A 24928-nucleotide genomic window follows, 5' to 3' on the forward strand; every position below is an offset into this window, starting at 1 on the left:
ACGTCCTCCCAGCGGTCGAGTTCGCCTGCGTCCAGCGACAGTTGCTCCGAGAGTTCCGAGCGGCGGGCCTCGGGCAGGTCGCCGAGCAGGTCGAGTCCGCGCGCGAGCACCCACGCGGCGGTGGCGTTGGTGTAGGCGTTGTCGTCGATGCCGGGCGTCGAGGCGTCGGGATAGGCGTCGTGGTATTCGTCGGGACCGACGACCCCACGGATGCGGTAGCGGCCGAGCGCCGGGTCGAAGACGGCCGCCCCGGCCCAGTGACGGGCGATCTCGAGGAGGATCTCCGCCCCGGCGGAGTGCAGGAATCCGAGGTCGCCGGTGGCCTGCGCATACCGCCAGACGTTGAAGGCGATGGCGGAGCCCACGTGGCGCTGGAGCCGCGAGTGGTCGGCCAGCCAGCGGCCCGAACGCGGGTTGAGGTGCAGGACCTGGGTCTCCTCCCGTCCCGAACTCGCGCTCTGCCAGGGGTACATGGCTCCCTGACGGCCCGCGAGGCGGGCGGCCTCGCGGGCGGCCGGGAGCCGGCGGTGCCGGTACATGAGCAGCGCCCGGGCCACCTCGGGAAAATGGAGGTCGAGGTAGGGCAGGACGAAGAGCTCGTCCCAGAAGACGTGCCCCCGGTAGGCCTCGCCGTGCAGTCCGCGTGCGGGCACGCCCACGTCGAGGTCCGCCGTGTGCGGGGAGAGCGTCTGCAGCAGGTGGAACACGTGCAGCCGCAGGATGCGGCCCGCCTCGCCCGGCACGTGCAACTCTCCCTGTTCCCAGACGCGCCGCCACGCCGCCTTGTGGCCGGAGAGCAGCCGGGGGAAGGAAGGAGCACGAGCGATCGCGTCGACGGCCGCCGGGAGCGGGTCGGCGGCGGGCCAGTCCATCGAGGTGTGCAGTGCCAGGGTCTTCACGACCGTCGCCGAACGGCCGGGGCCGACCGGCAGGTGGTACGTCTGCACGGTGCCGGTCCTGGTGGCCGCCTCCCGTGCGGGCCGCGCGGGGCGGGTGACCGTGCGCACGGCCATGGCGACCCCGATGCCCGGATCGACGGTACGGCAGGAGAGCCAGGCGACGCCGCCGGGCTCGAATCCGGTCCGGTGGTCCCCGAGATGACGTCCGTCGAGGTGCCGGTAGCGCTCCACCCCGGCGTTGGTGACGGCGCCGTCGAGGACGGACCGCACCTCGACGGAACCGCTCCAGCCGTAGGCGCGGAACAGGGTCCGCTGGGCCGCGAGCCCGGGGTCCCCCATGTGCACGACGCGGACGTGGCTGACGCGCAGGCCCCGTCCGCGGGCGTCCTCGAAGAACAGGTGCCGGGTGAGCACGCCGGCGCGCAGGTCGAGCCGGACGTCGTGATGGCGCAGCTCCCCGGCGTCGGGCGTCAGCCAGTCGCCGGCCGGTCCGTCGTCCGGCAGGCAGCGGTAGCGCAGGAGCGTCCAGTTCGGGAGGTTGACGAGGTCCTCGTTCTCGACCCGCTCGCCCGCGACGACCGAGGTGAGCCGGTCGTAGCAGCCGGCCAGGTAGGTCCCCGGGTAGTGCGGGCCTCCGGCGGGGCACTCGGGAGCGGAGCCCCGGGTGGCGAACCGGCCGTTGCCGAGGGTGCAGAGCGCTTCGACCAGCGGCTCGCGTTCCGGCTCGTACCGGTCGTGACTCCATGTCCAGCCGGTGGTCATCGGCGCTCGCCCCATACGCTCCGGATCAGCGTCATGAGGTCGGGAACCACCAGGTCGGCGCCCTTCTCCCGCAGACGGGCGGCAGCGCGCCGCAGCGGCGTGCGGTCGACTCCGACGACGAGACCGAACCCGCCGCGACGCGCCGCCTCGACTCCGGCGAGCGCGTCCTCGACGACCGCCGTCCCCCGCGGACGGCTGCCGAGGAGGCCCGCCGCCCGTAGGAAGAGCGCGGGATCCGGCTTGCCGGCGAGGCCGAGCCGGGCGGCGTCCTCGCCGTCCACGATCACCGCGAGGAGACCGTCGAGTCCCGCGGCACGGATCAGGGCCCGGGCGTGCCGGGACGCGGACACCGCGGCGCACGGCACTCCCGCCGTGCGCAGGGCCGCGAGGGCCGGCCGGGCGTCGGCGAAGGCCGTGACGCCTTCCGTACGGAGGAGAGCGACGAACTCCTGTTCCTTGAGCGCGGCGACGGCCCAGACCGTGCCGCAGCCTGGCGCGTCACGGGGCTCTCCCGGTGGGAGGCGAAGGCCGCGGGCGGTGAGGAAGGCCGCGGCGCCGTCGTACCGGGACCTGCCGTCGACGAGCCGGCGGTACTCGGTGTCCGTGTCGAAAGGGAGCTGCGTCCCGCTGTCGGGCGCCAGTCGGTCGAGGCAGGAGTCGAACGCGGCCTTCCACGCCGCCGCGTGCACGACGGCGGAGTCGAGCAGGACGCCGTCGGTGTCGAGGACGACGCCGGCCGGCGGCCGAGAGCCCGGGCCCCGGCCGTTCATCAGGCCACCGGCGCGTCGGGGACGCTCACGACCGTGTGCTGCGGGCCGCCCAGCGCGACCTTGACGGCGCCGGTCTCGGCCGCCCTGCCGAAGACCTCGTACGCCTCCTCCATCTCCCCCAGCTCGAACCGGTGGGTGATCAGCTGCGCCGACGGCAGCCTCCCGGCGGCCATCATGCGCAGCAGCATGGGGGTGGACGAGGTGTCCACGAGGCCGGTGGTGATCGTGACGTCCTTGATCCACAGGTCTTCGAGGTGGAGCGCCGCCGGCTTGCCGTGGACTCCGATGTTGGCGACCCTGCCGCCGGGGCGGACCATCCGGGTGCACATCTCGAACGCCTCCGGAACGCCGACGGCCTCCATGACGACATCGGCACCGAGGCCCTCGGTGAGATCCGCGACCAGCTGTTCCGGGCCTTCGTCCGCGTTCACGGTGGCGTCCGCGCCGAGGGCACGGGCGGCGACCAGCCGCGACTCGGCCAGGTCGACGGCGACGATCCGGCCCGGACTGTAGAAGCCGGCGGTGACGACGGCGGCGAGACCGATGGGGCCCGCTCCGACGACGACCACCGTGTCGGCGGGGCGCACGGCACCGTTCAGGACCCCGACCTCGTAGGACGTGGGGAAGATGTCGGCGAGCAGGACCGCGTCGGAGCCTTCGATCGACTCCGGCAGCGGATGGACGGACAGGTCGGCGAAGGGCACGCGGACGTACTCGGCCTGTGTGCCGTCGATGAGGTGGCCGAGGATCCAGCCTCCTCCGCCGCGGCACTGTCCGTAGCGGCCCTCACGACAGAACCGGCACCTGCCGCAGGCGGAGATGCAGGAGATCAGGACGCGGTCCCCGGGCCGTACCGTGCGGACGTCGCCTCCCGTCTCGACCACGGTGCCCACCGCCTCGTGTCCGAGGATCCGGCCGGGCGTCACCTCCGGCACGTCCCCCTTGAGGATGTGCAGGTCCGTGCCGCAGATGGTGACGACGTCGACCCGGACGATCACGTCGGCGGGGTCCTCGACACCCGGATCGGGTACGTCCTGCCAGGCGATCCGGCCCGGCCCCTGGAAGACGGCTGCCTTCATGGCGCCCACCTGCTTCCTGTCGCGCGTCGCTGCGGTCCTCGCCCCCAGGTTCCGCGGAGCCCTCCGCCGGCGCATGAGCCGATCGGCCCCGGAACGGGCCCGCCCGGACCCTCGGGACCGGGCCGGTCCGGAGACGAAGGGGGAGACCGGTCCGCCCCGAAGGAGGGCCGACCATGTCCGAGGCCGCCCCGAAGGCCGCTCCCGCCGCCCCGCGCCCCGCACCGCTCGGTTCCCTGGGCGGCGTGGGAACGGCCACCGGAAGCAAGTTCCTGGTCGAGAACGACCATGCACGGCTCCTCCTCGACTGCGGTCTCTTCCAGGGTTTCGCAGCCCTGCGGCGCCGCAACCGGGAACGGTCCGGGCCGGCGCCGACGTGAGGACCAAGAAGGCCGTCGCCGTCCGGTCCGGCGCGGAGTTCAAGGAGATCGTCGCCGCCATGGAGCGGTGGGGACGCGGTCAGTCGTCTTCGGTCCCCGGAGCACTCCCCCGGCGGAGCCGACCGGACCACACGGGTTCGACCTGTTCCCACTCCTGTTCCCAGACCGCGAGCCGACGGGCTTCGGTCCGCCGTCGTACGAGGAGGAGAGCGCCGGCCCCGATCCCTCCGGCGGAGGCCGCGGCGACGCTCCCGCCCGAAAGCGAGGTCAGCGCGCGGTCTGCGGTGCTGCCCGGGGGACGGGCGGGGGTGCCGGCGTCGTCCACCCAGATCGTCACCGTGCGGCCCGGGGGCGTCCGGGGAGGGACGTGGACGGTGCCGGATCGACGGACGTTCTGAGGCTGTTCCCACACCGCGGGCGCGACCGCCCGCGGTGTCGATCCGTACCGGGCGGCGACGGGCGGTTCCTCGGCGGGGCCGGTGGTGGTCGCCCGCACCTGGTGGCGGTGGGCGGCGAGTTCGCGGTCGGCCTCGGCTGCGGTGCTCCACAGCGCCCCGGCGGCGACGGCCCCGCAGATCAGGGAGATCATCAGCACGAGAATCAGTGCGGCGCGCTCGCCCGCTCCCCGCCCGGGCGGCGTGAGTCGCGGGTCCGACCTCTTGTGGTGGTCCATGTCGCACCTCCGGGTGGAGTCACGCCTTGCCGTTCCCGTGCGTGACGCAGGGGGTCCCACCGATCTCGCCGGCGATCCCCCCGGTCGCGCCGTGCCCGCTGCCGCAGGCGACCAGGACGTGCTCGGGCTTCACGACGGGGCGCCTTCGGACGGGGTACCGCCCCGCTTCACTGGGACGGTGCGTGCGGTGCCGGTCTCCTCCTCGGACATCGGGACACGGAGGGTGAGGATGCCGTCCGTGTACGGCGCCTCGACGTCGTCGTCCGGGATCGTGGCCGGGAGACGCACGGTCCGGCGGAACGATCCGTGGCACGTACCCGCAGGGGCCGCTGGACACCTCTACGGGGAGGGAGCGAGCGGCCGTCGCGGGGCGCCCACCGGGCAGCCCCGGGAACTCCCGGTCGAACCCGTCGTGGGAGTCGGGGAAGAGGCTGTGCCTGCGTTCCACCTTGCCTCCGGCCATTGCTCTGCTCCTCGCTCCGGGGCCCGGCCCGGCCCCGTGGTCCCATCGTCCGCCCGAGGGGCCACGTGGCGCAGCTTCCAAGGGGGCCGTCCGACGGGGCCGAACGGGCCGCGCCCGGACCGACCGGCCCATGGCGCCACGACTCCGGTGCCGCCGGCGGCAGCTCTCCTCGACGAAGTGGCCCGCCCGTTCCTCCGGCGGGCGCCCGGCGGGGTCCGCCTCGCCGATCACGCCGACCAGACGGAGCGCCGGTCCTCCTCGTACGGCCTCGTCGGCGGTCCGGACGAGAACGGCCTCGACGGCCGCATGCGCGGCCGGCTCTCGGGGATCACCGACGGGACGGCCCTTGGCCTGCGGGTCCGGGCGGCGTGCCGGGCGCGCCCGGCACCCGGACGCGGCGGCCGGTCACCCGGCGCGGCGAGAGCCTCACCACGGTGTGCCGCCCGCCCCCGGCCCACGGCTCCGAGGGGACGGCGTCCCTGATCCTCCGTACCGAGGCCTCGTCCGACACCGTGCGTACCGGACCGACGAGGAGCACGCTCCAGCCCTGGCTGAACGCCTCGTCCAGGCGGTCCTCCTCGAAGGCGACCTCCGCGCCGGACGCCGCGCTGCGCGCGAGGGCCGAGTCCGCGGCGGTCATGAGGACGATCTCCCCGTCGACGACCTGGTAGTTCACGAGGACCACCATGAGCCCGTCCCCTCCTTCGACGGCGACCCGGCCGACGCCGTGGCCGTCGAGCAGCTCCCAGCACTCCGTCTCGTCGATCTCCTCCATCCGTGCCCGGTACCCGGCACGGGATCTCCCCGGCGCGAGGTCCGCCGTGGATCCGGTGAGGTCCTGGACGGTGGTCTCCAGGGCGTTCGCGAGCCGGACCAGGAATTCGATCCCCGGAGCGGGAACCCGCTCCTCCACGTAGGCGATGTAGCCGGGCGTGGAGCCGGCCCGTACGGCCACCTCCTCCCGGGACAGGCCGAGTCGCGCGCGCCTGGCCGCGACGCGACGGCCCAGGTCGCTCGTGGCGTGCGGGGCGCGCCGGTCGCCGGCTGTGTTCATCACGGCTCTCCTTCCGTGCTCTCGGAACGCCCCTGGGGTACGACGGCGACCGGGCACGCGGCGTGGTGCAGGGCGCGGTGGGCGACCCGGCCGAGTTCCAGGCCGACGAGCCCGTCCCGGCGCCTGGCCCCCACGACCAGCAGGTCGGCGGCGGCGGAGCGCTCGGTCAGCACCCTGTGGGCGGGGCCCTCGACCGAGCTCCTGCGCAGGCGGACCCGGGGATGGTCGGACGCCGCGGCCTCCAGGGCCTCGTCGAGCGGTTCGGAGGAGTCTTCCGCGAAGGAGGCTCCCCCGGCGCGCCTCATCAGCAGGTGGTCGGCCGGTCCGTGCGCCGGTCGCCGCCAGGCGCGGACGACGTCGAGCTCCGCGTCCCGGGCCGCCGCCTCGCGGAAGGCGAAACGCACGGCGGGCGAGTCGACGTCGTGTTCTCCGACGCCGAGCAGCACGCGTCCGTGGCGTGCCTCCAGGGCGTGCCGGTCCCCCCGGACGACGACGACCGGACAGGGGGCCCGGGCGGCCACGACGAGGCCGACGGAGCCGAGCAGAAGGCCGGCGAACCCGCCGCGCCCGTGGGACCCGACGACGAGGACCGCTCCCTCCTGCCCCTCCCTGAGCAGCGCGGTGGACGCGTCCTCGGCCAGGACCGCCGTGGTGAGGGGGAGGTCGGGGGCGCGGCGCCGGGCGCGTTCGGCCGCGGTGCCGACGATGCCCTCCGCGAGGACCTGGCCCGACGGCCGGTCCGTGGCCCAGGCCGGCACAGCCCCTTCGTACCGTTCCCACAGCGAGGCGTGGACGATCCGCAGGGGAAGCCCGTGCCGTACCGCTTCGTCGACTGCCCAATCCAGGGCCGTGAGACTGGCGTCGGACCCGTCGACTCCCGTCACCAGAGGTGATTCCATCGTGTCCACCCGCCTTTCCACGTCGTGGGGCGGCCTGCCACCACGCTCTCACCGGGCTGGAGGAGCCGGGTAGGGCCGGTCGGTCCCTCCGGGGCCCGACGTGCCCCTTCCGGCCCTCGTCGCCCGCCGCCCGGCGGCGACACCCCGCAGCCACAGGGCCCGGGGTGCGGAACGGGTCGGCCCGGTGACCGGGGTGGCCCGGTGACCGGGGTGGTCGGGGCGGCGGGAGGCCTCGGGGGCTTCTTCTCACCCACCCGGTGGAGCCGGGTCCGGGCAAGGCTCTACCGCGTGATCCTCGACCAACGCGGAGCGCGGGCGAGCTGGACTGGTCCCGGTGCGCGATTCCAGGCCGGGGAAACGGGGACCGCGGTCCCGAGCGGACCGAGCCGCACGGTCAGACCGGTCAGACCGGTCAGACCGGTCGGATGACAGGTTCCGGAGCGGGGACGGGGCCTGGCAGGGGGCCTGGGCGCGGTCCCGGTTCCGGGCGAGGACCCCCGGGCCGGGGATCCGGTTCCGGCTGCGGAGGTGCCGGCGGCACCGGGTCCGGGCCGCCGGGTCCCGGCACCGGTCCGGGAAGAGGGCCCGGCTGAGGGCCCGGACCGGGGCCCGGCGTCGGCGTCGGGCTCGGGGGGACCGGGTCGTCGGGCGGCGTACCCATGCCTGCTCCTGACGGCCGAGAGCCGGGCTCGGGAGCCGGTGGGGGCGTCGGGGCGGGGCCGGGGCCCGGGCGGGGCGCCGACGGAGCGGGCGGGAGGGGGCGCGTCGGGGGTACGGGTCCCGGCTCCGGTGGAGCCGGACGTGTCGGGGGTCCGGTCTGTGCGTCGCTTTCCATGTTCACCTCGACTCAGGAGGTCACCTTCTCCGTCCGCCTGCCCGGGGGCCGGCTCTTCATTCCCGCCCGGCGCTCGCCCCCGTCGTCCGGGCGCGGTTCGAGCACGTGTCAGAGCTTCTCCAGCCGTCCACGGGCCGCTTCCACGGAGCGACCGCGGCGCGGCTCCTGTTTCCAGGGGTCCTCGGCCTTCAGGCGTTCGTCGACGGTGGCGAGCGTCCAGCGCCGTGCGGTGAGGCCGGGGTCGTCCAGTTCGCTCCAGCTCAGCGGAGCGGCGACCGGGGCGCCGGGCAGGGCGCGGACGGCGTAGGGGGTGACGGCGGTCTGGCCATAGGCGTTGCGCTGGACGTCGAGGTAGAGCCGCCCCTTGCGGGCCTGCTTGCGCGCCGCGGTGGTGAACCGCTCCGGATGCCGGTCGGCGAGCAGCTCGGCCACGTCGCGGGCGAACGCGCGCACGGTGTCGAAACCGGCCCGACGGTCCAGCGGGACCAGGACGTGCAGGCCTCGGGAGCCGGTGGTCATCAGGACCGCGGGCAGACCGAGCTCGTCGAGCACCTCGTGCAGCAGGGCGGCGGCCTGTCTGACCGGTTCGAAGTCCTCGCCGGACGGGTCGAGGTCGAAGACCAGCCGGTCCGGGTGGTCGGGCCGGTCCGCCCTGGACAACCATCGGTGCGGGGTGATGCAGGCCTGGCCGGCCAGGTAGAGCAGGGTGGCCACGTCGTCGCAGACCGGGTAGGTGACGGAGCCGTCCGCCTTGGGCAGTTCCCAGCGGTGGATCCAATCCGGGAAGTGGTCGGGGGTGTCCTTCTGCATGAAGCGGCCGCCGTCGATGCCGTCGGGGTGGCGCTCGAGCATCAACGGACGTCCGCGCAGGTGCGGCAGGATGCGCGGACCGACCCGGCGGTAGTAGGCGGCGAGGTCGGCCTTGGTGATGCCGTCGTCGGGGAAGAGCTCCTTCTCGGCCCGCTTGATCTCGACGGTCCGGCCGCTCACGCGGATGTCGGCGGTGGTCATGGCGTGCCTCGCTCACGGATGACGTCGGTGGGCCGCGTGTCGTCGTCCACGTCGCGGTACTCCAGAGGGTGGTCCTCGGTGGGCACCGCCCTTTCCCCGGGCTCGCGGGTCGTGGGGAAGTCCCGCTCCCGTCGGTGCTCCGTCGAAGCGTCCGGTCCGGGCATCGTCGCCCCCTCTCCAGCCCCGCGGCTACCCCGCCGGTCGGGCTCCGACACGCTCGCGTGACGGCGATGACGCGGGGCGGCAGCCCCGACCGGGCACACGAACGCGAGGCACGCGGGCGCGAGGAGCGCCGACACCATCCCGTCCGGGCTGCTGTCCGAACGCGGCCGGACGTACGCGCAGGAGGCCGGCGCGGAAGCGGAAGAGGACGTCGATCGGACGGGCGGTCCGGGCGCCGCGGTGTGGGGGCTCACCGAGCACCGGGCTCACCGCCGGCATCCCGGTCCGGGCCATGGTCCCGGGTGCCGATCGGGCCGGGCCGGCGGCCGGCCCGGCCCTCTCGTGATCCCGCGTAGGCGGCGACCCGGAGGCCGCGCAGGCGTCCGGAGGGCCGGAAGGCCGTGAGCGGTGTGCGGTACGGGTCGAAGGCCTCGCCTGCCACGGCCTGTTCCTCGCCGAGCAGGGTGAGCCGTGCCATCGGCTCCCAACGACGATCGGCGGCGAAACCCAGGACGAAGCGCAGGGGCCTGACGGCGACGGCGGCCGCCACCGCCCCGGGGTGCGCGGGCACCCCCGGCGTACCGGGCATCGGGAAAGCCGCCACCACGCCGTGCCGGTCGCCGACGGCGTAGCCCAGCAGGGTGCTGTACGGGCCGGCGGTGGCGGACAGCCGGAGCACGGGCACGTGCCGGGCCGGCCGGCTGCGGCCGCAGGTGGTCAGCAACAGTTCCAGGGGGCGACCCGGCCCCTCGGCGTCCTCCACCCGCAGCGCGAGTCCCAGTCCGTCGGGCAGCGGATACGGCAGCCCCGCGGCCCGGGACCACCGCGCCGTGACCCGGTAGGAGCCCGGGCGGTCGAGCCAGGGCACGCCCCAGGGGGGCGGGGGGCCCGGGACCGTGAGACGCCCTGTGAGCACCACTCCCCGCGGGTGCAGAGCGGGCCGGGAACCCCGGCGGCGGGCGGTGGCCCGCGCGAGACGGTAGACGATCGCATCGAGACGGTTCACAGGGACCTCCGGTCCGGTCGGAGGGCTGGGGTACGGATGCGGCCCGACGGGAAGGACCGGTTCCGGTTTCTCCGTATGCACGCCGCCTACCCGCCTCCGTCCCGTCGACCCGTCCGCGGCCGCGTTCGTGCGCGGCCGAGCGGGGTGACGTCAGGTGGTGGTGATGTCGGCGAGGGTGCCCTGGAGCCGGCGGATCGCGTCTTCGGCCTCCGCGTACTGCTGGGGGGTCGGGAGGACGGCGCCGAAGGTGGGGCCGTCCTCGGCGGGCAGGGCGCGCCAGTGCAGGACCGGCGCGAGCGCGGTGACGGCCGCGCCGAGGAACCAGGCCAGGCGTCCGTGGACGTGGGCGAGGGCGATGGCCAGATCGGCGAGCGCCTCCCGCAGGCACGCCAGTCGGTCGACCGCGGACAGGGCCTGCTGGGACTGCGGGGCGCCGACGGCGGCGTGCAGGTCGGCGGCGGCCTTCGCGGCGACGGTGCGGTCGGCGGGTGCCGGGACCCACGTCTGGTCGCGGATCTGTCGTTCGGCTTCTTCTACCAGGTCCTCGATGACCGTTCGCATGTCCACGCCCGTCACCCTATGCCCGTTCCCGCCCATCGGCGGTGGGGCGTGGACAGATCGGCCGGTGATCCGGCCACCGCGGGGAAGCCTCCCCGCGGAAGGGGCCGGAATGCGACGACGAGACCGGCCACGGCCAGGGGGCCGGGGTCTATCGTGAAGTGCCGTCAGCCGATCTGTTCGGCCAGGGCGAGGATGATGCCCGAGGGGCCGCGGAGGTAGCAGAGGCGGTAGACGTCCTTGTACTGCGCCACCTCGCCGAGCAGTTCGGCGCCGTGGGGGCGCAGGCGGGCGATGGTGTCGTCGATGTCGTCGACGGCGAACATGACCCGGTGCAGGCCCACCGTGTTCGGCGGCGCGTCGTGCGGTCCGTCGCCGATCGCCGCGGGGGTACGGTACTGCGCGAGCTCCAGCTTGGCGTGGCCGTCCGGGGTCCGCAGCATCGCCATGTCGCTGCGGACCCCGTCGAGTCCGACGGCCTGATCCGCGAAAAGGCCCTCGATCCGCGCCTTTCCTTCGACCTCCATGCCCAGTTCGGTGAAGAAGGCGACGGCGGCGTCCAGGTCTTCGACGACGATGCCGACGTTGTCGATCCGCTGAAGCGTCATGACGGCTCTCCCTCTGCGTTGCGCGGTCCTTCGAAGCCACCGGTATACCGAGGACGGAGCCGGTGGCCCCTTCTCGACACCCGTGAACGGGCCGAGTTCCGGCGCCGCGACGACCGCCTCCCGGACGGCCGGGCCCGCATGGCTGTGGCCGACCAGGACACCGTCCCGCCCGTCCAGTCGACGGCCCGGGCGACGGCGGACAGCGGCAGGAGATCCGCGCGCGACCTGATGGCGGGGCTGTCACCCGCCCGCACGGAGTCGTATCCGAGCCGCCCGGCCCGGCGGGGCTGCGCGACGAGGCGCCCCGGGGCGGACCCCTCCTGCTCGGTCCGGTCGCGCTTCGGCAGCAGGCAGCAGGCAGCCGATCCTCAGCAGCGTCGTCGTCCTTCCCCGGTGGCCGCGCGTTCTTCCGCAGCACCGCGCCTGGCCCTCTCCCACTTGGTTGTGAAGTGTGAACTTCAGAACCAGGTGTGCACTCGCGTCGCGACGTACGGATCAGGCGTGGCGGTCGAGAGGTCCCCAGCCGTTCGGCTGGCGCTCGACCTCGGACGCGGCTTCCTCGATGACGCGATCACTGATCCAGCCCAGCGGCTCCCCCTCCGTGACCAGGGGCTCGCTGTCGGGCCCGCGCCCGGCCTCGCGTCCACGCAGGAGCCAGGGCCGCAGCCTGGGGTCCTTGACCCGGGGAAGGGGGGAGTGGTCGTAGAGGCGGCGCGCGGCCCATGTGTGCAGGGGCGCTCGCCCCACCAGGGCTCCGCGTCCAGCGAGTCGATGCCGGGGAGACGTAAGGCGTTCGAACGGTCCACATACGGCCCCTACCCGACCGTATGCCTCAAGAACGCCTGTTCAGACGAGTTCCTGGGCAAAGCGGGGGTACTCGGGATGCCGGATGACATTCGAGACGAGAGGGTGGCACGGGGCTCGAGGGACGTCGGCCGGTGGGGCGGCCGAGGAACTCGCGGGCCACGGAACCCCCTCAGGAGGAGAGATCGGTCATGGCCCGGAAGAACGCGAGCAAGAGCGCGGCCCAGAAGTCCACGACGGCCGGGGGCAGGCCCCGGGAGCGGGACGAGTCGCGCCCGGTGCCCGGCCGGCCGACGCCCGAGCCGCCGACGGTGACCGAGCCGACCCGGCCCCGGGAGCCCCTGCCGCCCGCCCCCGACCAGACCGGTCCCGACACCTTCAGCCCGACGGGACAGCCCACGGGCGCGCCCCGGGCGGCGGTGGCGCAGGGCGGCGCCTATCTGACGACCGCCCAGGGCAACCGGCTCTACGACAGCGACCACTCCCTCAAGGCGGGTGAGCGGGGCCCGGTGCTGCTTCAGGACCACCACCTGCGGGAGAAGATCACCCATTTCGACCACGAGCGCATTCCCGAGAGGGTGGTCCACGCGCGGGGGGCCGCGGCGCACGGGGTCTTCCGGGGCTACGGCACGGCCGCGAAGATCTCCAAGGCCGCCTTCCTGGCGAAGGACGTCGAGACGCCCGTCTTCGTACGCTTCTCGACCGTCCTCGGGTCACGGGGCTCCGCGGACACCGTCCGTGACACGCGTGGTTTCGCGACGAAGTTCTACACCGAAGAGGGCACGTTCGACCTGGTCGGCAACAACATCCCGGTCTTCTTCATCCAGGACGGCATCAAGTTCCCCGACGTCGTCCACGCCGCGAAGCCGCACCCGGACCGTGAGATCCCCCAGGCGCAGAGCGCCCACGACACCTTCTGGGACTTCGTCTCCCTCCACACCGAGGCCACCCACCACACCCTGTGGAACATGTCCGACCGGGGCATCCCCCGATCCTTCCGGATGATGGAGGGCTTCGGCGTCCACACCTTCCGCCTGACCGACGCCGAGGGCGCGACCTGCCTGGTGAAGTTCCACTGGAAGCCGAAGCTCGGCGTCCACTCCCTGGTCTGGGAGGAAGCGCAGCTCACCAACGGCATGGACCCCGACTTCCACCGCCGCGACCTGGCCGACGCGATCGAGGCGGGCGCGTTCCCCCAGTGGGAGCTCGGCGTGCAGGTCTTCCCCGACACCCCGGAGCAGACCTTCGAGGGGATCGACCTGCTCGACCCCACCAAGATCGTGCCCGAGGAACTCGCGCCGGTGCGGCCCATCGGACTGATGACCCTCAACGCCAACCCGACCAACTTCTTCGCCGAGACCGAGCAGGTCGCCTTCCATCCCGGGCACCTCGTGCCCGGCATCGACGTCACCGACGACCCGCTGCTCGCCGCGCGCCTGTTCTCCTACCTGGACACCCAGATCAGCAGGCTCGGCGGCCCCAACTTCGCGCAGCTGCCGATCAACCGCCCCCACGCCCCGGTCAACGACATGTTCCGCGACGGGATGCACCAGACGGCGGTGCACGCAGGGGTGGCGCCCTACCGGCCCAACTCCCTCGACGGCGGCTGCCCGTTCCTGGCCGGGGCGGAGGACGGGGCCTTCATCGAGGCCCCCGTCGAGGTGCCCGCCGCGCGGAAGGTCCGCGAGGCCCCCGCCTCGTTCGCCGACCACTTCTCCCAGCCCCGGATGTTCTGGCTGAGCATGACGCCGGCCGAGCGCGAGCACATCATCGCCGCCTACACCTTCGAACTGGGCAAGTGCTACGAACAGGCGGTCAAGGAGCGGACGCTGAAGGTCCTCGCCCGCATCGACCCGCAGCTCTGCGAGGGGGTCGCCGCCGGCCTCGGACTCCCCGCCCCGGCCGCCGGCGCACCGCTCGCGGACGTCGAGCCGAGCCCCGCCCTGTCCCAGATCGGCCGCACCTGGCCGGTGGACGGGAGGGTCATCGGCATCGTGGCCGACGCCGACGCCAACCTGAAGGGCGTACGGGCCGTCAGGAAGACGATCCTCGCCGCGGGAATGGTCCCGCTCGTGATCGGCCCGACGGGCGGCGCCCTGGGGTCGAGGAACCCCGTCACCGTGCAGCGCACCTTCGCCACCGCGCGCTCGGTCGAGTTCGACGCCCTGCTCTTCGCCGGAGTGCCCCGGGCGGCGGCCGACGCCCACGGCGCCCGCGACGCGAAGGCCGGAGCGGCCGACCCCGACGGCCCCGACCCCCGGGTCCTGTTGCTGCTGACGGAGGCGTACCGCCACGGCAAGGCCATCGGCGGCTGGAACGACTCCTCCCGCGTCCTCGGAGCGGCCGGTCTCCAGGAGGACGGGCCGGGCATCGCCTTCGCCGACACCGCCGCCGCGGCCCTGAAGCAGCTCACGCGCGCCCTCGCCGGGCACCGCGCCTGGGACAGGTTCCCCGCGACCGTCTGAACGCCGCCGCGCGCCTCCCGCGGACGGGCGGCGGGCGCGCGGCCGTCGTCTCAGGCGCCGTCGGCCCCCAGGAGGCGGCGGGTGCGGTCGTTCGCGCCGCTGAGGGCGAGGGGGACGCCGAGGCCGGCGCACATGCGGTGGGCGCGGGCGAGGGCGCTGAAGGTGGCGGGGCTGGGGTCGGCGGACGGGACCACGATGACGACCCGGGCGGGCCGGTGCTCCTGGACGAGGGCCTCGATCCGGAGGGCCGCCGCGGCACGGTTGGTGACGTCCAGGTCGCGGTGGAGCGTCACGTGCAGGGCGTCGTGACGTACGGCGTGGCTGATGAGCAAGGTGTCCCTCCGCGCAGGACGAGGGCCCACAGGTCTGACGTGGTGTGGGCGGTTCGTCAGAGGATGTCACGACTGGTGGCGTCGCGGCGTTCACGTGGCGTTCACCGCGCGGAGTGTCTGCCGGGGCAGGCTCCCCGAGTCGACGCATGGGAATCGGCGGGGGTACGGCCTAGGGTGAGGAAGGCCGGGGCGACCGGCCGGGATTTCGGACGAGGCCCCCATTCACCAGGCGGTTCCCATGACCCAGTTCGACCTGCCCCTCGACCGGCTCCGCACGTACCGGAGCACCTCCGTGGAGCCCGAGGACTTCGACGCCTTCTGGGCGAAGACCCTCGACGAGGCACGCGCGCACGAGCTGGACGCGCGCTTCGAGCCCGTGGCGACCGGGCTCGCGACGGTGGAGGTCTTCGACGTGACCTTCGCCGGGTTCGGCGGACACCCGGTCAGGGGATGGTTCGTCCTGCCGGCCGGAACGGCCGAACCGCTGCCCGTCGTGGTGGAGTTCCTCGGGTACGGCGGCGGCCGGGGCCTTCCGCACACCCATCTGCTCTGGGCCTCGGCCGGGTTCGCGCACGTCGTGATGGACACGCGCGGACAGGGCAGTGGGTGGGCCGCCGGCGACACCCCGGACCCGACGGGCAGCGCGCCCTCGTTCCCGGGCTTCATGACGCGGGGCGTCGAGGACCCGCACTCCTACTACTACCGTCGGCTCTTCACGGACGCCGTGCGCGCCGTGGAGGCGGCCCGCTCGCATCCGCTGGTGGACGCGGGCCGTACGGCCGTGACGGGCGTCAGCCAGGGCGGCGGCATCACGCTGGCCGTGGCGGGGCTGGTGCGGGACCTGGTGGCGGTGGCGCCGGACGTGCCGTTCCTGTGCGATTTCCCGCGCGCGACGACGATCACGGACCACATGCCGTACCGCGAGATCGGCAACTACCTCAGGACGCATCGCGGCCGGGTGGAACGGGTCGGGGAGACGCTGGCCTACTTCGACGGGGTCCACTTCGCGGCCCGCGCCACGGCTCCGGCCCTGTTCTCGACGGCGCTGGAGGACCTGACCTGCCCGCCGTCGACGGTGTTCGCGGCCTTCAACGCGTACGCCGCGGAGGAGAAGGCGATCGAGGTGTACGACTTCAACGACCACGAGGGCGGCGGGGCGTTCCAGCAGGCCGCCCAGCTGGGCTGGCTTCCCGGGAAGCTGCGCCCGGGGGCCTGACGAAGGGCCGGAGCCCCGGCCGCGCAGCGGGCCGGGGCTCCGGCGGGTGCACGTGAGCCGTGCACCGGCGTGCCGCCCGCCTCCCGGACGGGCGTCACGCTCGTGGGTTTCAGTGCCAGTACTTCATGGTCGAACCTCCTCCCCCGCTCGTGGACGCAGTGTGACCTCGAAGCGGTCGAGACCGCGGAGGGTCAGATTGCGCCGGTGGTCCGGTTCCGCGACGGCCCGTGCGTCCGGGTGGTCCCTGGCCAGGGCCCCGAGGACCGATCCGGCGAGCCGGATCGCCATGGACGCGCCCAGACAGGCATGGGCCCCGCGTCCGAACCCGAGGTGCGGGTTCGGGGCGCGGTCGAGTCGCAGCTCTGTGGGGTGGTCGAACCGCAGCGGGTCGTGGTTGGCCGCGCCCAGGAAGAGCGTGACCGGATCACCCGCCTTGATGGTGACGCCACCCAGTTCGGTGTCGGTGACGCAGACCCGGGCGTCCGCCTGGACCGGTGCGTCGTACCGGATGAGTTCGTCCACGGCCGGGGCCGGGCTCGCCCGGAACGCGTCGAGCGCGCCGGGGGTGGTGAGGAGGGCGGCCGCGGCGTTGCCGAGGAGCCGTGAGGCGGATTCGTAGCCCGCGTGGAGGACGGCCCGCAGACTGTTCCGCAGAACCGTTTCTGCCACGCCGCTGTCCGCTGCGTGCTCGGCCACGTGGGCGATGAGCCCCTCCTTGGGCGGGTCCGCGAGCCATCCGCCGGCGTACTCCGCGAGTCGGGCCCGGGCCGCGACGGCGGGCTCGTGCTTCTCGGGCCACAGCCCGGCGTCCATGCCGTCGACGACGGTACGGGACATGGGCACGAACCAGTCGAGTTCGGGCGCGGGGACACCGAGGAAGGCGGTCACGAAGCGGAGGGCGACCGGTTCGGCGAGCTCTCCGACGAAGTCGAAGGAGGGCCGTCCGGCCAGCTCGGCGAGCAGGTCCGCGATCTGGAGATCCAGACCGTCGTGGAGGGCCCGGCGGTCCTGGGCGCGGAAGCCGTCGAGCAGCAGGTGCCGGATGGCGGTGTGCTCCGGCGGGTCGAGGGTCTGGACGCTCAGCAGCGGTGCGGGGATGTCCTCGCCCGCACGCCGCCAGTCGGAGGCGAAACGGTTGCTGTCGGTGAGCACCGCGAGGCAGTCGGCATGACGGGTCAGGACCCAGGAGCCGAGCAGTTCGTGCCAGAAGACCGGCGTGGTCTCCCGCATGCGGGCATAGGCCGGGTAGGGGTTCCGCAGGTTCGACGGGCGGGCCAGATCCAGGATCGGGTCCACGGCTGCCGCTTGCTCCACGAAACGTCCCCCCCTGCGCGTCGGGCCTGGTTGAGGCCTTGGCTGCTGACCGAGTCGATCGCACGAGACGCCGGATCACCGGTGGGTGGAACGCCTCGCTGGTGCTTCACCGACGGTTGGTCGGTGCTTCTTCGAACATCATCCGAGCCGAGCGCCGGTGACGCTACCACGCAACTGGGGTGGCTGGTATGACTACCTGCCACAGATCTTTCACAAAGCTTCGGGGAGTTACGGAAGATGACCGGTCAAGACCAGACAATCGTCCACGATGTCCCGGTAAACGTTGCTCAACAGCCCAACCCCTACCCGCTCTTCGAACGCATCCGTGAGCACGGAGTCGTCCAGCGCGTCCGGCTGAATCCCACTCTTGAAGTCTGGATGGTCACCGGCTACGACGAGGCCGTGGCCGCCCTCACCGACCCCCGGCTCAGCAGCAGTCCCGTCGGGGTCAACGGCCTCGAGGAGGAGATGGCCCATCAGGAGCGCACCAACGTCCTGATGTCGAGCATGCTCGTGGCCGACGGCGAGGACCACACCCGGCTGCGCAACCTCGTCTCCAAGGCCTTCACCTTCCGCCGCGTGGAGGCCCTCGCGCCCCGCGTCCAGGCGCACACCGACGCCTTCCTCGACGCGATCGCGAAGCGCGGATCCGCCGACCTGGTCTCCGAGTTCGCGCTCCCGCTGCCGATGGCCGTGCTCAGCGAGCTCATCGGCATCCCGGCCGAGGGACAACCGGACTTCGCCCGTCTCGCGGTCGGTCTGATCATGCCGCCCAACACCCCGGAGCGGCTCGCCAAGGGGGCACGGGCGCGCGCCGAACTCACCGAGTTCTTCGAGCCGTTGATCGCCGCTCGCAAGGCGGACCCGAAGGACGACCTGCTGAGCGCGCTCTGTGCCGCGCAGGCCGAGGAGAAGATCAGCGACCGCGAGCTGACGGCCATGGCCATCCTGCTCACGCTCGCCGGCCACGAGACCACGGCGAGCCTCATCGCGAACGGCGTCCACGCCCTCCTGCGCCACCCGGAGCAGTTCGCCGCGCTGCGCGACGACCCCTCGCTGCTGCCCGGGGCGATCGAGGAACTCCTTCGCTACGAGGGGCCGGTGAGCCGGGGCGTCGCGCGCTTCACGGTCGACGCGTACGAGATCGGCGGCGTCACCGTCCCGCCCGGCGAGATGATCATCATCGGCCTCGCCGCGGCCAACCGCGACCCCGCGCGCTACGACCGTCCCGACATCCTCGACGTGGCCCGTCGCGAGGTGCCGCAACAGCTCGCTTTCGGCCATGGTGTGCATTTCTGCCTGGGAGCCCCGCTGGCCCGCGCCGAGGCCAGGATCGCCATCGGCACCCTGCTGCGGCGCTTCCCCGACCTGCGGCTCGCCGACCCGGACGCGGACCTGAGCCGGCGCGAGGGCATCCTGCGCGGCATGGCGACGCTGCCCGTGACCTTCACCCCTCAGGCGTGAGGGGCGGGACGGTGAAGGCGGCGGAGTTCGACGAGATCGCCCCGGGATACGACGAGTCGCGCGGCGGTACGGCGCGTGCCGCCGGTTTCGCGGAGCAGCTGGCGCCGCTGCTCGACCCGGCGCGTCCGGTGCTCGACATCGGCGTCGGGACGGGCATCGTGGCGGCCGAACTGACGGCGCGCGGACACACCGTGCACGGCGTCGACCTCTCCTCCGGAATGCTCGCCCGGGCGAAGGCCCGGCTCGGCGCACGGGTGGCGGTGGGCGACGCCTGCCGGCTGCCCGTGCGGAGCGGCTCGGTGGACCAGGCGGTCTCGACCTGGCTGCTGCACGCGGGCCCGGACAACCGGGCCGTCCTGGCCGAGGTCGCGCGGGTGCTGCGGCCGGGCGGCCGCTATCTGGTGATCCCGGCGGGCGGGACGCGCCCGACGGACGACATCGGCGTCCTCGTCGGGGAGCTGGAGGACCGGCTCGACCCGGAGGGCAGCCGCCGCGACGGCCCGGAGTGGCTGGCCCCGATCGGCGCGGCGCACGGCCTCGTCTACGAGGGGACGGCGTCGGAACGTCCCACATCCTTCCGGGTGTCGCCGCGGGCGATGGCCGAGTCGCTGACGCGCGGTCTGTTCACCGGCGCCTGGGCGGTGGGCGGGGAGGCCGGCCGCCTGGTCGACGGGACCAGGTCCCGGCTGCTCGCCCTGCCGGACCCGGACGTCCCCCGGGTCCGGGAGGCGGCGGACGTCGTCCTGGTCTTCCGCCGGCGGGCCTGACGGGGCCCGTTGCGGGCAGTCGTCCCGCCGGGACGGCGCCCACGACGGAACGGCTCCCGGGGCACTGCCCGACGGCTCGTGCGACCGGCGTGTCTCGGGGGCGCCGGTACGGCCACGGGGTACGGCTACGGGGAGATCCCACGCGTCATGAGGACCGGGTCCGGCCGAAGCCGCGTCCGGACGGGGTCTTCGCGGCCGTCCTGACCGGCGGCGGCGCGGGAGGCCGGAGCGTCCGGTCGACGGTGAGCTTCGATCCCCATGCCGGGCCCATCGGCACGCCACCGTCGCCGCGATCCGCCTCCGGCCCATGGACGAGCTGGTGGGGACCGAAAACCCCCGGGCCCCCGTCACCGCCCTGCGCTCCGTTTCCACCTCGCCGGTCGTGTACGTCGAACTCCCCGGCGCGCACCACGCCTTCGGCCTCTTCCACTCCTTCCGGTTCGAGGCGCTCATCGACGGCATCGAAGCGTTCGCCGCGTGGGTGGAGGAGGGGAAGAGGGCGATCCGAGGGACGGCGGTCCCAGACCCCCGACCGGGCCGGGGCCGTCAGGCGTAGCCGCGGAGGGCCGCCGCGTAGGCCTCGTCCGGGTCGAGGCGGCGGAGTTCCTCGGCGATCAGTTCCGCGGTGCTCCGCACCTTCAGGGCCATGACCCTGCTGGGCTGGCCGGGAATGGCGAGGTGCGCGACCGGTCCCTCGGGCCGGTCGATGCGGATCTCGCCGCTGGGGGTGCCCATGCGGACGGCCGTGACGACGGGGCCGTCGGTGACGATCCGGTCGACGGCGACGCCGAGCCGGACCTCGAACCAGCGGGCCAGGAGTTCGGCGCTGGGATTCTCCGCCTCGCTCTCGACGGCGGCGGAGGTGACGGTGAGCGGCGCCTGGTCCAGGGCGGCGGCCAGCATCGAACGCCACGGGGTGAGCCGGGTCCAGGCGAGGTCGGTGTCGCCGGGGGCGTACGAGGCGGCGCGCCGCTCCAGGGCGGTGAGGGGGTCCTCGACCGCGTACATGTCGGTGATGCGGCGCTGCGCGAGCGAGCCCAGCGGATCCTGGGAGGGCACTTCGGGGGCGTCGACGGGCCACCAGACGACGACGGGCGCGTCCGGCAGGAGCAGCGGCAGGACCACGGAGTCGGCGCGGGCGCCGACCTCGCCGTACAGCCGGAGCATGACCGTCTCGCCCGAGCCGGCGTCGGTGCCGAGCCGGACCTCGGCGTCGAGCCGGGTCTCGCCCCGCTCGCGGGGGGTGCGGGCGTGGCGCTTGATGACGACGAGGGTGCGGGAAGGGTGTTCCCGCGAAGCCTCGTTGGCCGCCTTGACGGAGTCGTACGCGTTCTCCTCGTCGGTCACGACGACGAGGGTGAGCACGGCGCCGACGGCGGGTGTGCCGACGGCCCGGCGGCCCTGCAGGATCGCTTTGTTGATCTTGCTGGAGTCGGTGTCCGTCAGATCGATCTTCATGTGCGGCGCCCGTCCCTTCCTTCTGCGGCGAGCCTAACCCTCCCGCGCGGCGGACGCGTGCGGGTCCCCTGCGGAAGTCGCCCTACGCCGACTCGGGTTCCGCGCCGGGTTCCGCGCCGGAGTCCGTGTCCGGGGACGCCTGTTCCACGGCGCGGCGGCCGACGACGGCCGCGGCGGCGATCGCCGTGCCGAGGAAGGCGAGGGCCACCACCCAGGGGCGGTCGAGGACGTGCCCCGTGGCGTGGTCCAGGGAGTAGCGTCCGGCGCCGGTGATGCCGATCCCGGCGGCCGTGAAGCCGAGGAAGGCGGGGTACTCGTACCCTCCGGCCTGGGCGAAGAAGCCGGCGGGGGCGTGGACGGCGACGGCTCCGGCCATGGCGCCCGCCGCGGCGGCGCCGGCGGCCGGGGTGGCGAGGCCGAGCGCGAGGAGGACTCCGCCGCCCGCCTCGCCGAGACCGGCGGCGATCGCGCTCTCGCGGCCCGGCCTGAAGCCCATGGCCTCCATCGCCTTGGTGGTGCCTTCGAGGCCGCCGCCGCCGAACCAGCCGAGGAGCTTCTGCGTGCCGTGCGCGGCGAGCACGGCGCCGGTGCCGACTCTCAGCACGAGCAGTCCGAGATCGCGTCGATTGGGGTGGCCCATGGGGTTCTCCAGGTGCGGGAGGCGGACGCGTACGCCTTCCACTCTCGTCCCGATCGCTCCCCCTCGCCCTCCGGGACCCGCTCGGAATGAGCCATTTGAGTCACGTTTTGCGGCTTTTGACCACTGTTGCTTGACTGAGTGGACTTTCGTCCCCGAGGGAAGTGGGTGCGCATGTCCGCCGAGACCGCCGAGACCGCGGCCCTGCGGGAGAGGGTCCGGTCGCTGATGCCCCGGGCCAAGGAGGACCTGACCGCACTGGTGGCGCTGCGTTCCGTCGCCGACCCGCGCCAGTTTCCGCCCGAGGAGTGCGCGAAGACCGCCGACTTCCTCGTGCGGGCCTTCACGGAGGCCGGGCTCCGGGACATGCGCCGGGTGACGACGCCGGACGGCACGGACGCCGTGGTGGGGCACGCACCGGGTCCCGAGGGGGCGCCGACGGTGCTGCTCTACTGCCACTACGACGTGCAGCCGCCCCTCGACGACGCCGCCTGGCGGACCCCGCCCTTCGAGCTCACGGAGCGCGACGGGCGCTGGTACGGACGCGGCGCGGCCGACTGCAAGGGCAACATCGTGATGCACCTGACGGCGCTGCGCGCCCTCGGCGGGCCCGAGGGCCGGGGCTTCCCGGTGAACATCAAGTTCGTCGCGGAGGGTTCGGAGGAGCAGGGCACGGGCGGTCTGGAGCAGCTCGTGCCGCTGCGGCCCGAACTGTTCGCCGCCGACACCCTGCTGGTCTGCGACACCGGGAACTTCGCGCTCGGTCTGCCCACCGCCACCACCTCGCTGCGCGGGCTCACCAACGTCGTCGTGACCGTCTCCACCCTCGAGGGCGAGATGCACTCCGGCATGTTCGGCGGCCCGGCGCCCGACGCCCTCGCCGCGCTCGTACGGATCCTCGACAGCCTGCGCGACGAACACGGCAACACGACGGTCAAGGGGCTGCCCGGCGACGGCGCCTGGGACGGGGTGGACTACCCGGTCGAACAGTTCCGTGCCGACGCGGGCGTGCTGGACGGGGTGTCCCTCGTCGGCACGGGCTCGGTCGCCGACGAACTGTGGGCCCGGCCCGCCGTCACCGTCCTCGGCATCGACTGCCCGCCGGTGGTGGGCTCCTCGGCCGCGATCCAGGCGAAGGCACGGGCCAGGGTCAGTCTGCGGGTGCCGCCGGGGACCGACGCGGACGACGCCCTGCGCGCCCTGACGGACCATCTGGCCTCGGCCGCCCCGTGGGGCGCCCGGGTGGAGGTGGCGGCGGAGAGCGCCGGGCAGCCCTTCCGGGCGCGCACCGACGGCCCCGCCTACCGGGCCCTGGGGGCGGCGCTCCGCGAGGCGTACGGGAAGGACATGGTCCAGTCGGGGCAGGGCGGCTCGATCCCGCTGTGCAACGTGCTCGCCGCGCAGTTCCCGACGGCGGAGATCGCCCTCGTCGGCGTCGAGGAGCCCGGCTGCCTCATCCACGCGCCGAACGAGAGCGTGGACCCTGCCGAGATCGAACACATGGCACTGGCCGAGGCCCTCTTCCTGAGCTCCTACGCCACTCCCCTCTGACCCCGCCGCCACCTGCAACGAAAGGACCGGTGCGGTTCCATGACACAGACTCATGACAGTCCGTACGGCCGCTCCCCGCGAGAGGACGCGCCACCCGGGCCCCTGGGGCTCCTCGCGGGCTTCGCCTGGCAGGCCCTGCTCGTCGCCGGGCTCGTCTCGCTGATCCTCGGCGTCATGGTGCTGGCCTGGCCGGAGGCCACCCTGCGGGTGGTGGGGGTGCTCTTCGGTCTGTACCTGCTGCTCAGCGGCGTGATGCAACTGGTCGCCGCCTTCGGCACGCACGCCACCACGGCACTGCGGGTCATGGCCTTCATCAGCGGCGCGATCTCGATCCTGCTCGGTCTGTTCTGCTTCCGGGGCGCCACGCAGTCGACCCTGCTGCTCGCGCTGTGGATCGGGATCGGCTGGCTCTTCCGCGGCATCACCCAGACCGTGGCGGCGGCCTCTGACCCCGCGATACCGGCGCGCGGCTGGCAGATCTTCCTCGGCGTCGTCAGCGCGCTCGCCGGAGTCGTGCTGATCGTGTCCCCGCTGGAGTCGGCCACGGTCCTCACGGTCCTCGGCGGCGTCTGGCTCCTCGTCGTCGGCGTGGTCGAGGTCGTCACGGCCTTCATGATCCGCTCCCGCGCCAAGGACCTTCCACCAGGCGCCTAGGGCCTGCCTTTCGGATCAGGGGCGGCCCCGGCCGTGATCCGCCCGGCCGGCCCCCGCGGGGCTCGCCGCCTCCGTCCGCCGCCCGTCCGCCTTCCGCCGTCCGTCCGAGCTCCGGGCGGGCGGCGGCTCCGTTCACCCGTACGCTACATTTTGCCGGTCCTTGACCACCGATCCCCCGCGATCGCAACCTTCGGAGCCGGCACTTCATGAGCGACATCGTCAACGGCCTCGGCCGGGCCGGCGCCTACGGCGCCCTCGGCGTGGTCCTGCTGATCCTCGGCATCGTGCTCGTGGACCTGCTGACCCCCGGCAAGCTCGGGCGTCAGATCTGGGAGGACCGCAACCGCAACGCCGCGGTCCTGCTGAGCTCGGCGCTCCTCGGGATCGGCGGCATCGTCTTCACCTCGATCTGGACGACGTACGACCACTTCGGCAAGGGGCTCGTCTCCACCGCCGCGTTCGGCCTCCTCGGCCTGGTGATGATGGCGGTGGCCTTCCTCGTCGTCGACCTGGTCACGCCGGGGAAGCTCGGTGCCACGCTCGTCGACCCCGAGCCGCACCCGGCGGTCTGGGTGACGGCCTCCTGCAACATCGCGGTCTCGGCGATCGTCTCCGCCTCGATCGCCTGACGGCCGGGGCTCACCGGGTCAGGGGCTCCACCTCCAGGAAGCGGCGGCCGCGCGGCCCCTTGTAGAGGAGCGCCTCCCAGCCGAGCCTCGCCAGGGCCGGCACGCAGGCGCCCAGGGCCTCCGCCTCCTCCTGGGCGGCGCCCGCCCCCTGCGGCCCCAGCCACTCCACCACCGCCGTGTCGGGCCGCTCCCCCGCCCTGACGCGGTATCCGGTGGAGAGCCGGACCCCGGCGGCGTCCACCGACGAGGGCGTGATGCCGCCGGACTCCAGGGCGAGGGCCACCGCGCGGACCGGCCGCCGGCGCTCCCAGTCCGCGGGCACGGTCCTCGGGTCGCCGCCCTCGCGCAGGGTCAGCCGCCTGATCTGGAGCAGTCCGTCGACGGCCGCGCGGATCTCCCGGGAGCGCTGCTCGGCCTCGGCCGGGGGCAGCGGCGGCCCGTCGCCCGTGGCCGCCTCGAACACGCCCGAGCCGCTCCCTCC

Annotated in this window: 26 protein-coding genes; 9 read left to right on the top strand and 17 right to left on the bottom strand. The window is 73.8% G+C overall.

The annotated features are described in order from the left end of the window. From ACFYUZ_RS18110 to ACFYUZ_RS18120, 3 genes are all read right to left on the bottom strand, one after another. Positions 1-1661: glycoside hydrolase family 65 protein (locus ACFYUZ_RS18110; RefSeq protein ID WP_389310316.1), on the bottom strand; the 1661-nt coding region annotated here is incomplete at its 3' end. Continuing rightward, complete coding sequence (locus ACFYUZ_RS18115) at positions 1658-2431, bottom strand: HAD family hydrolase (protein ID WP_389310318.1); 774 nt, start codon at positions 2429-2431, stop codon at positions 1658-1660. The genes ACFYUZ_RS18110 and ACFYUZ_RS18115, both read right to left, overlap by 4 nt. Next, the gene (locus tag ACFYUZ_RS18120; protein WP_389310319.1) at positions 2431-3510 is read right to left on the bottom strand and encodes a zinc-dependent alcohol dehydrogenase family protein; all 1080 of its coding nucleotides are present in this window, start codon (positions 3508-3510) and stop codon (positions 2431-2433) included. Before ACFYUZ_RS18120 ends, ACFYUZ_RS18115 begins: the two co-directional genes overlap by 1 nt. 173 nt (positions 3511-3683) lie before the next feature. Between ACFYUZ_RS18120 and ACFYUZ_RS18125 the strand changes: the two genes are divergently transcribed. Further along, a complete protein-coding gene (locus ACFYUZ_RS18125) occupies positions 3684-3887 on the top strand; it encodes a hypothetical protein (protein ID WP_389310321.1) in 204 nt (67 codons plus the stop codon). Between the two features lie 79 nt (positions 3888-3966). Here the strand turns inward: ACFYUZ_RS18125 and ACFYUZ_RS18130 are convergent, their stop codons facing one another. The 9 genes from ACFYUZ_RS18130 to ACFYUZ_RS18170 all read right to left on the bottom strand — a co-directional run bounded on the left by ACFYUZ_RS18130 (position 3967) and on the right by ACFYUZ_RS18170 (position 11903). After that, on the bottom strand, positions 3967-4560 hold the full coding sequence (locus tag ACFYUZ_RS18130) for a hypothetical protein (RefSeq protein ID WP_389310322.1): 594 nt from the start codon (positions 4558-4560) through the stop codon (positions 3967-3969). Positions 4561-4689: 129 nt separating this feature from the next. Further along, a complete protein-coding gene (locus tag ACFYUZ_RS18135) occupies positions 4690-4848 on the bottom strand; it encodes an Hsp20 family protein (protein WP_389310324.1) in 159 nt (52 codons plus the stop codon). Between the two features lie 503 nt (positions 4849-5351). Beyond that, complete coding sequence (locus ACFYUZ_RS18140) at positions 5352-6077, bottom strand: helix-turn-helix domain-containing protein (protein WP_389310326.1); 726 nt, start codon at positions 6075-6077, stop codon at positions 5352-5354. After that, a complete protein-coding gene (locus ACFYUZ_RS18145) occupies positions 6077-6976 on the bottom strand; it encodes a universal stress protein (RefSeq protein WP_389310328.1) in 900 nt (299 codons plus the stop codon). The genes ACFYUZ_RS18140 and ACFYUZ_RS18145 overlap by 1 nt, the downstream gene beginning before the upstream one ends. 943 nt (positions 6977-7919) lie before the next feature. Next, on the bottom strand, positions 7920-8822 hold the full coding sequence (gene ligD / locus ACFYUZ_RS18150) for a non-homologous end-joining DNA ligase (protein WP_389310330.1): 903 nt from the start codon (positions 8820-8822) through the stop codon (positions 7920-7922). 412 nt (positions 8823-9234) lie between these two features. Continuing rightward, positions 9235-9990, bottom strand: coding sequence for a phosphodiesterase (locus ACFYUZ_RS18155; RefSeq protein ID WP_389310332.1), 756 nt, complete (start codon positions 9988-9990; stop codon positions 9235-9237). Between the two features lie 150 nt (positions 9991-10140). Then, positions 10141-10551, bottom strand: coding sequence for a hypothetical protein (locus ACFYUZ_RS18160; protein WP_389310993.1), 411 nt, complete (start codon positions 10549-10551; stop codon positions 10141-10143). 164 nt (positions 10552-10715) lie between these two features. Continuing rightward, on the bottom strand, positions 10716-11156 hold the full coding sequence (locus ACFYUZ_RS18165) for a VOC family protein (protein WP_389310334.1): 441 nt from the start codon (positions 11154-11156) through the stop codon (positions 10716-10718). Positions 11157-11651: 495 nt separating this feature from the next. After that, on the bottom strand, positions 11652-11903 hold the full coding sequence (locus ACFYUZ_RS18170; RefSeq protein ID WP_389310335.1) for a DUF6098 family protein: 252 nt from the start codon (positions 11901-11903) through the stop codon (positions 11652-11654). A gap of 248 nt (positions 11904-12151) precedes the next feature. Here ACFYUZ_RS18170 and ACFYUZ_RS18175 point away from each other — a divergent pair, with 248 nt between their 5' ends. Further along, on the top strand, positions 12152-14425 hold the full coding sequence (locus ACFYUZ_RS18175) for a catalase (RefSeq protein WP_389310337.1): 2274 nt from the start codon (positions 12152-12154) through the stop codon (positions 14423-14425). Between the two features lie 50 nt (positions 14426-14475). Here the strand turns inward: ACFYUZ_RS18175 and ACFYUZ_RS18180 are convergent, their stop codons facing one another. Beyond that, positions 14476-14757, bottom strand: coding sequence for a hypothetical protein (locus ACFYUZ_RS18180; RefSeq protein ID WP_389310339.1), 282 nt, complete (start codon positions 14755-14757; stop codon positions 14476-14478). Positions 14758-14995: 238 nt separating this feature from the next. On the opposite strand from ACFYUZ_RS18180, the gene ACFYUZ_RS18185 reads away from it, so the two are divergent. Continuing rightward, positions 14996-15973, top strand: a complete 978-nt coding sequence (locus tag ACFYUZ_RS18185) for an acetylxylan esterase (RefSeq protein WP_389310340.1) — start codon at positions 14996-14998, stop codon at positions 15971-15973. A gap of 123 nt (positions 15974-16096) precedes the next feature. Here the strand turns inward: ACFYUZ_RS18185 and ACFYUZ_RS18190 are convergent, their stop codons facing one another. Beyond that, complete coding sequence (locus tag ACFYUZ_RS18190) at positions 16097-17287, bottom strand: cytochrome P450 (protein WP_389310342.1); 1191 nt, start codon at positions 17285-17287, stop codon at positions 16097-16099. Between the two features lie 237 nt (positions 17288-17524). Between ACFYUZ_RS18190 and ACFYUZ_RS18195 the strand changes: the two genes are divergently transcribed. From ACFYUZ_RS18195 to ACFYUZ_RS18205, 3 genes are all read left to right on the top strand, one after another. Then, entirely contained in the window at positions 17525-18751 is a 1227-nt protein-coding gene (locus tag ACFYUZ_RS18195) for a cytochrome P450 (protein ID WP_389310344.1), read from the top strand. Continuing rightward, entirely contained in the window at positions 18748-19518 is a 771-nt protein-coding gene (locus ACFYUZ_RS18200) for a class I SAM-dependent methyltransferase (RefSeq protein ID WP_389310346.1), read from the top strand. The genes ACFYUZ_RS18195 and ACFYUZ_RS18200 overlap by 4 nt, the downstream gene beginning before the upstream one ends. 307 nt (positions 19519-19825) lie before the next feature. Continuing rightward, a complete protein-coding gene (locus ACFYUZ_RS18205) occupies positions 19826-20074 on the top strand; it encodes a hypothetical protein (RefSeq protein WP_389310348.1) in 249 nt (82 codons plus the stop codon). Here the strand turns inward: ACFYUZ_RS18205 and opcA are convergent. Then, positions 20065-20976 carry a glucose-6-phosphate dehydrogenase assembly protein OpcA gene (opcA, locus tag ACFYUZ_RS18210; protein ID WP_389310349.1) on the bottom strand — a complete coding sequence of 304 codons (912 nt, stop codon included), beginning with the start codon at positions 20974-20976 and terminating at the stop codon, positions 20065-20067. The two genes, ACFYUZ_RS18205 and opcA, sit on opposite strands and share 10 nt — an antisense overlap. A gap of 82 nt (positions 20977-21058) precedes the next feature. Further along, a complete protein-coding gene (locus ACFYUZ_RS18215; RefSeq protein WP_389310995.1) occupies positions 21059-21616 on the bottom strand; it encodes a DoxX family protein in 558 nt (185 codons plus the stop codon). A 171-nt stretch (positions 21617-21787) separates the two neighbouring features. Here ACFYUZ_RS18215 and ACFYUZ_RS18220 point away from each other — a divergent pair, with 171 nt between their 5' ends. The 3 genes from ACFYUZ_RS18220 to ACFYUZ_RS18230 all read left to right on the top strand — a co-directional run bounded on the left by ACFYUZ_RS18220 (position 21788) and on the right by ACFYUZ_RS18230 (position 24447). Beyond that, complete coding sequence (locus ACFYUZ_RS18220) at positions 21788-23164, top strand: dipeptidase (RefSeq protein WP_389310351.1); 1377 nt, start codon at positions 21788-21790, stop codon at positions 23162-23164. A 39-nt stretch (positions 23165-23203) separates the two neighbouring features. Then, complete coding sequence (locus tag ACFYUZ_RS18225) at positions 23204-23818, top strand: HdeD family acid-resistance protein (RefSeq protein WP_389310352.1); 615 nt, start codon at positions 23204-23206, stop codon at positions 23816-23818. 206 nt (positions 23819-24024) lie between these two features. Next, complete coding sequence (locus ACFYUZ_RS18230; RefSeq protein WP_190158424.1) at positions 24025-24447, top strand: DUF350 domain-containing protein; 423 nt, start codon at positions 24025-24027, stop codon at positions 24445-24447. Positions 24448-24457: 10 nt separating this feature from the next. Here ACFYUZ_RS18230 and ACFYUZ_RS18235 read toward each other — a convergent pair whose 3' ends face one another. Next, positions 24458-24910: a hypothetical protein gene (locus tag ACFYUZ_RS18235; RefSeq protein ID WP_389310354.1), complete on the bottom strand. Its 453-nt coding sequence runs from the start codon at positions 24908-24910 to the stop codon at positions 24458-24460. Positions 24911-24928: the final 18 nt, after the last annotated feature.

Origin of the sequence: Streptomyces sp. NPDC004266 (genome assembly GCF_042874095.1) — a bacterium.
In the GTDB taxonomy this organism is placed as follows: Bacteria; Actinomycetota; Actinomycetes; order Streptomycetales; family Streptomycetaceae; genus Streptomyces.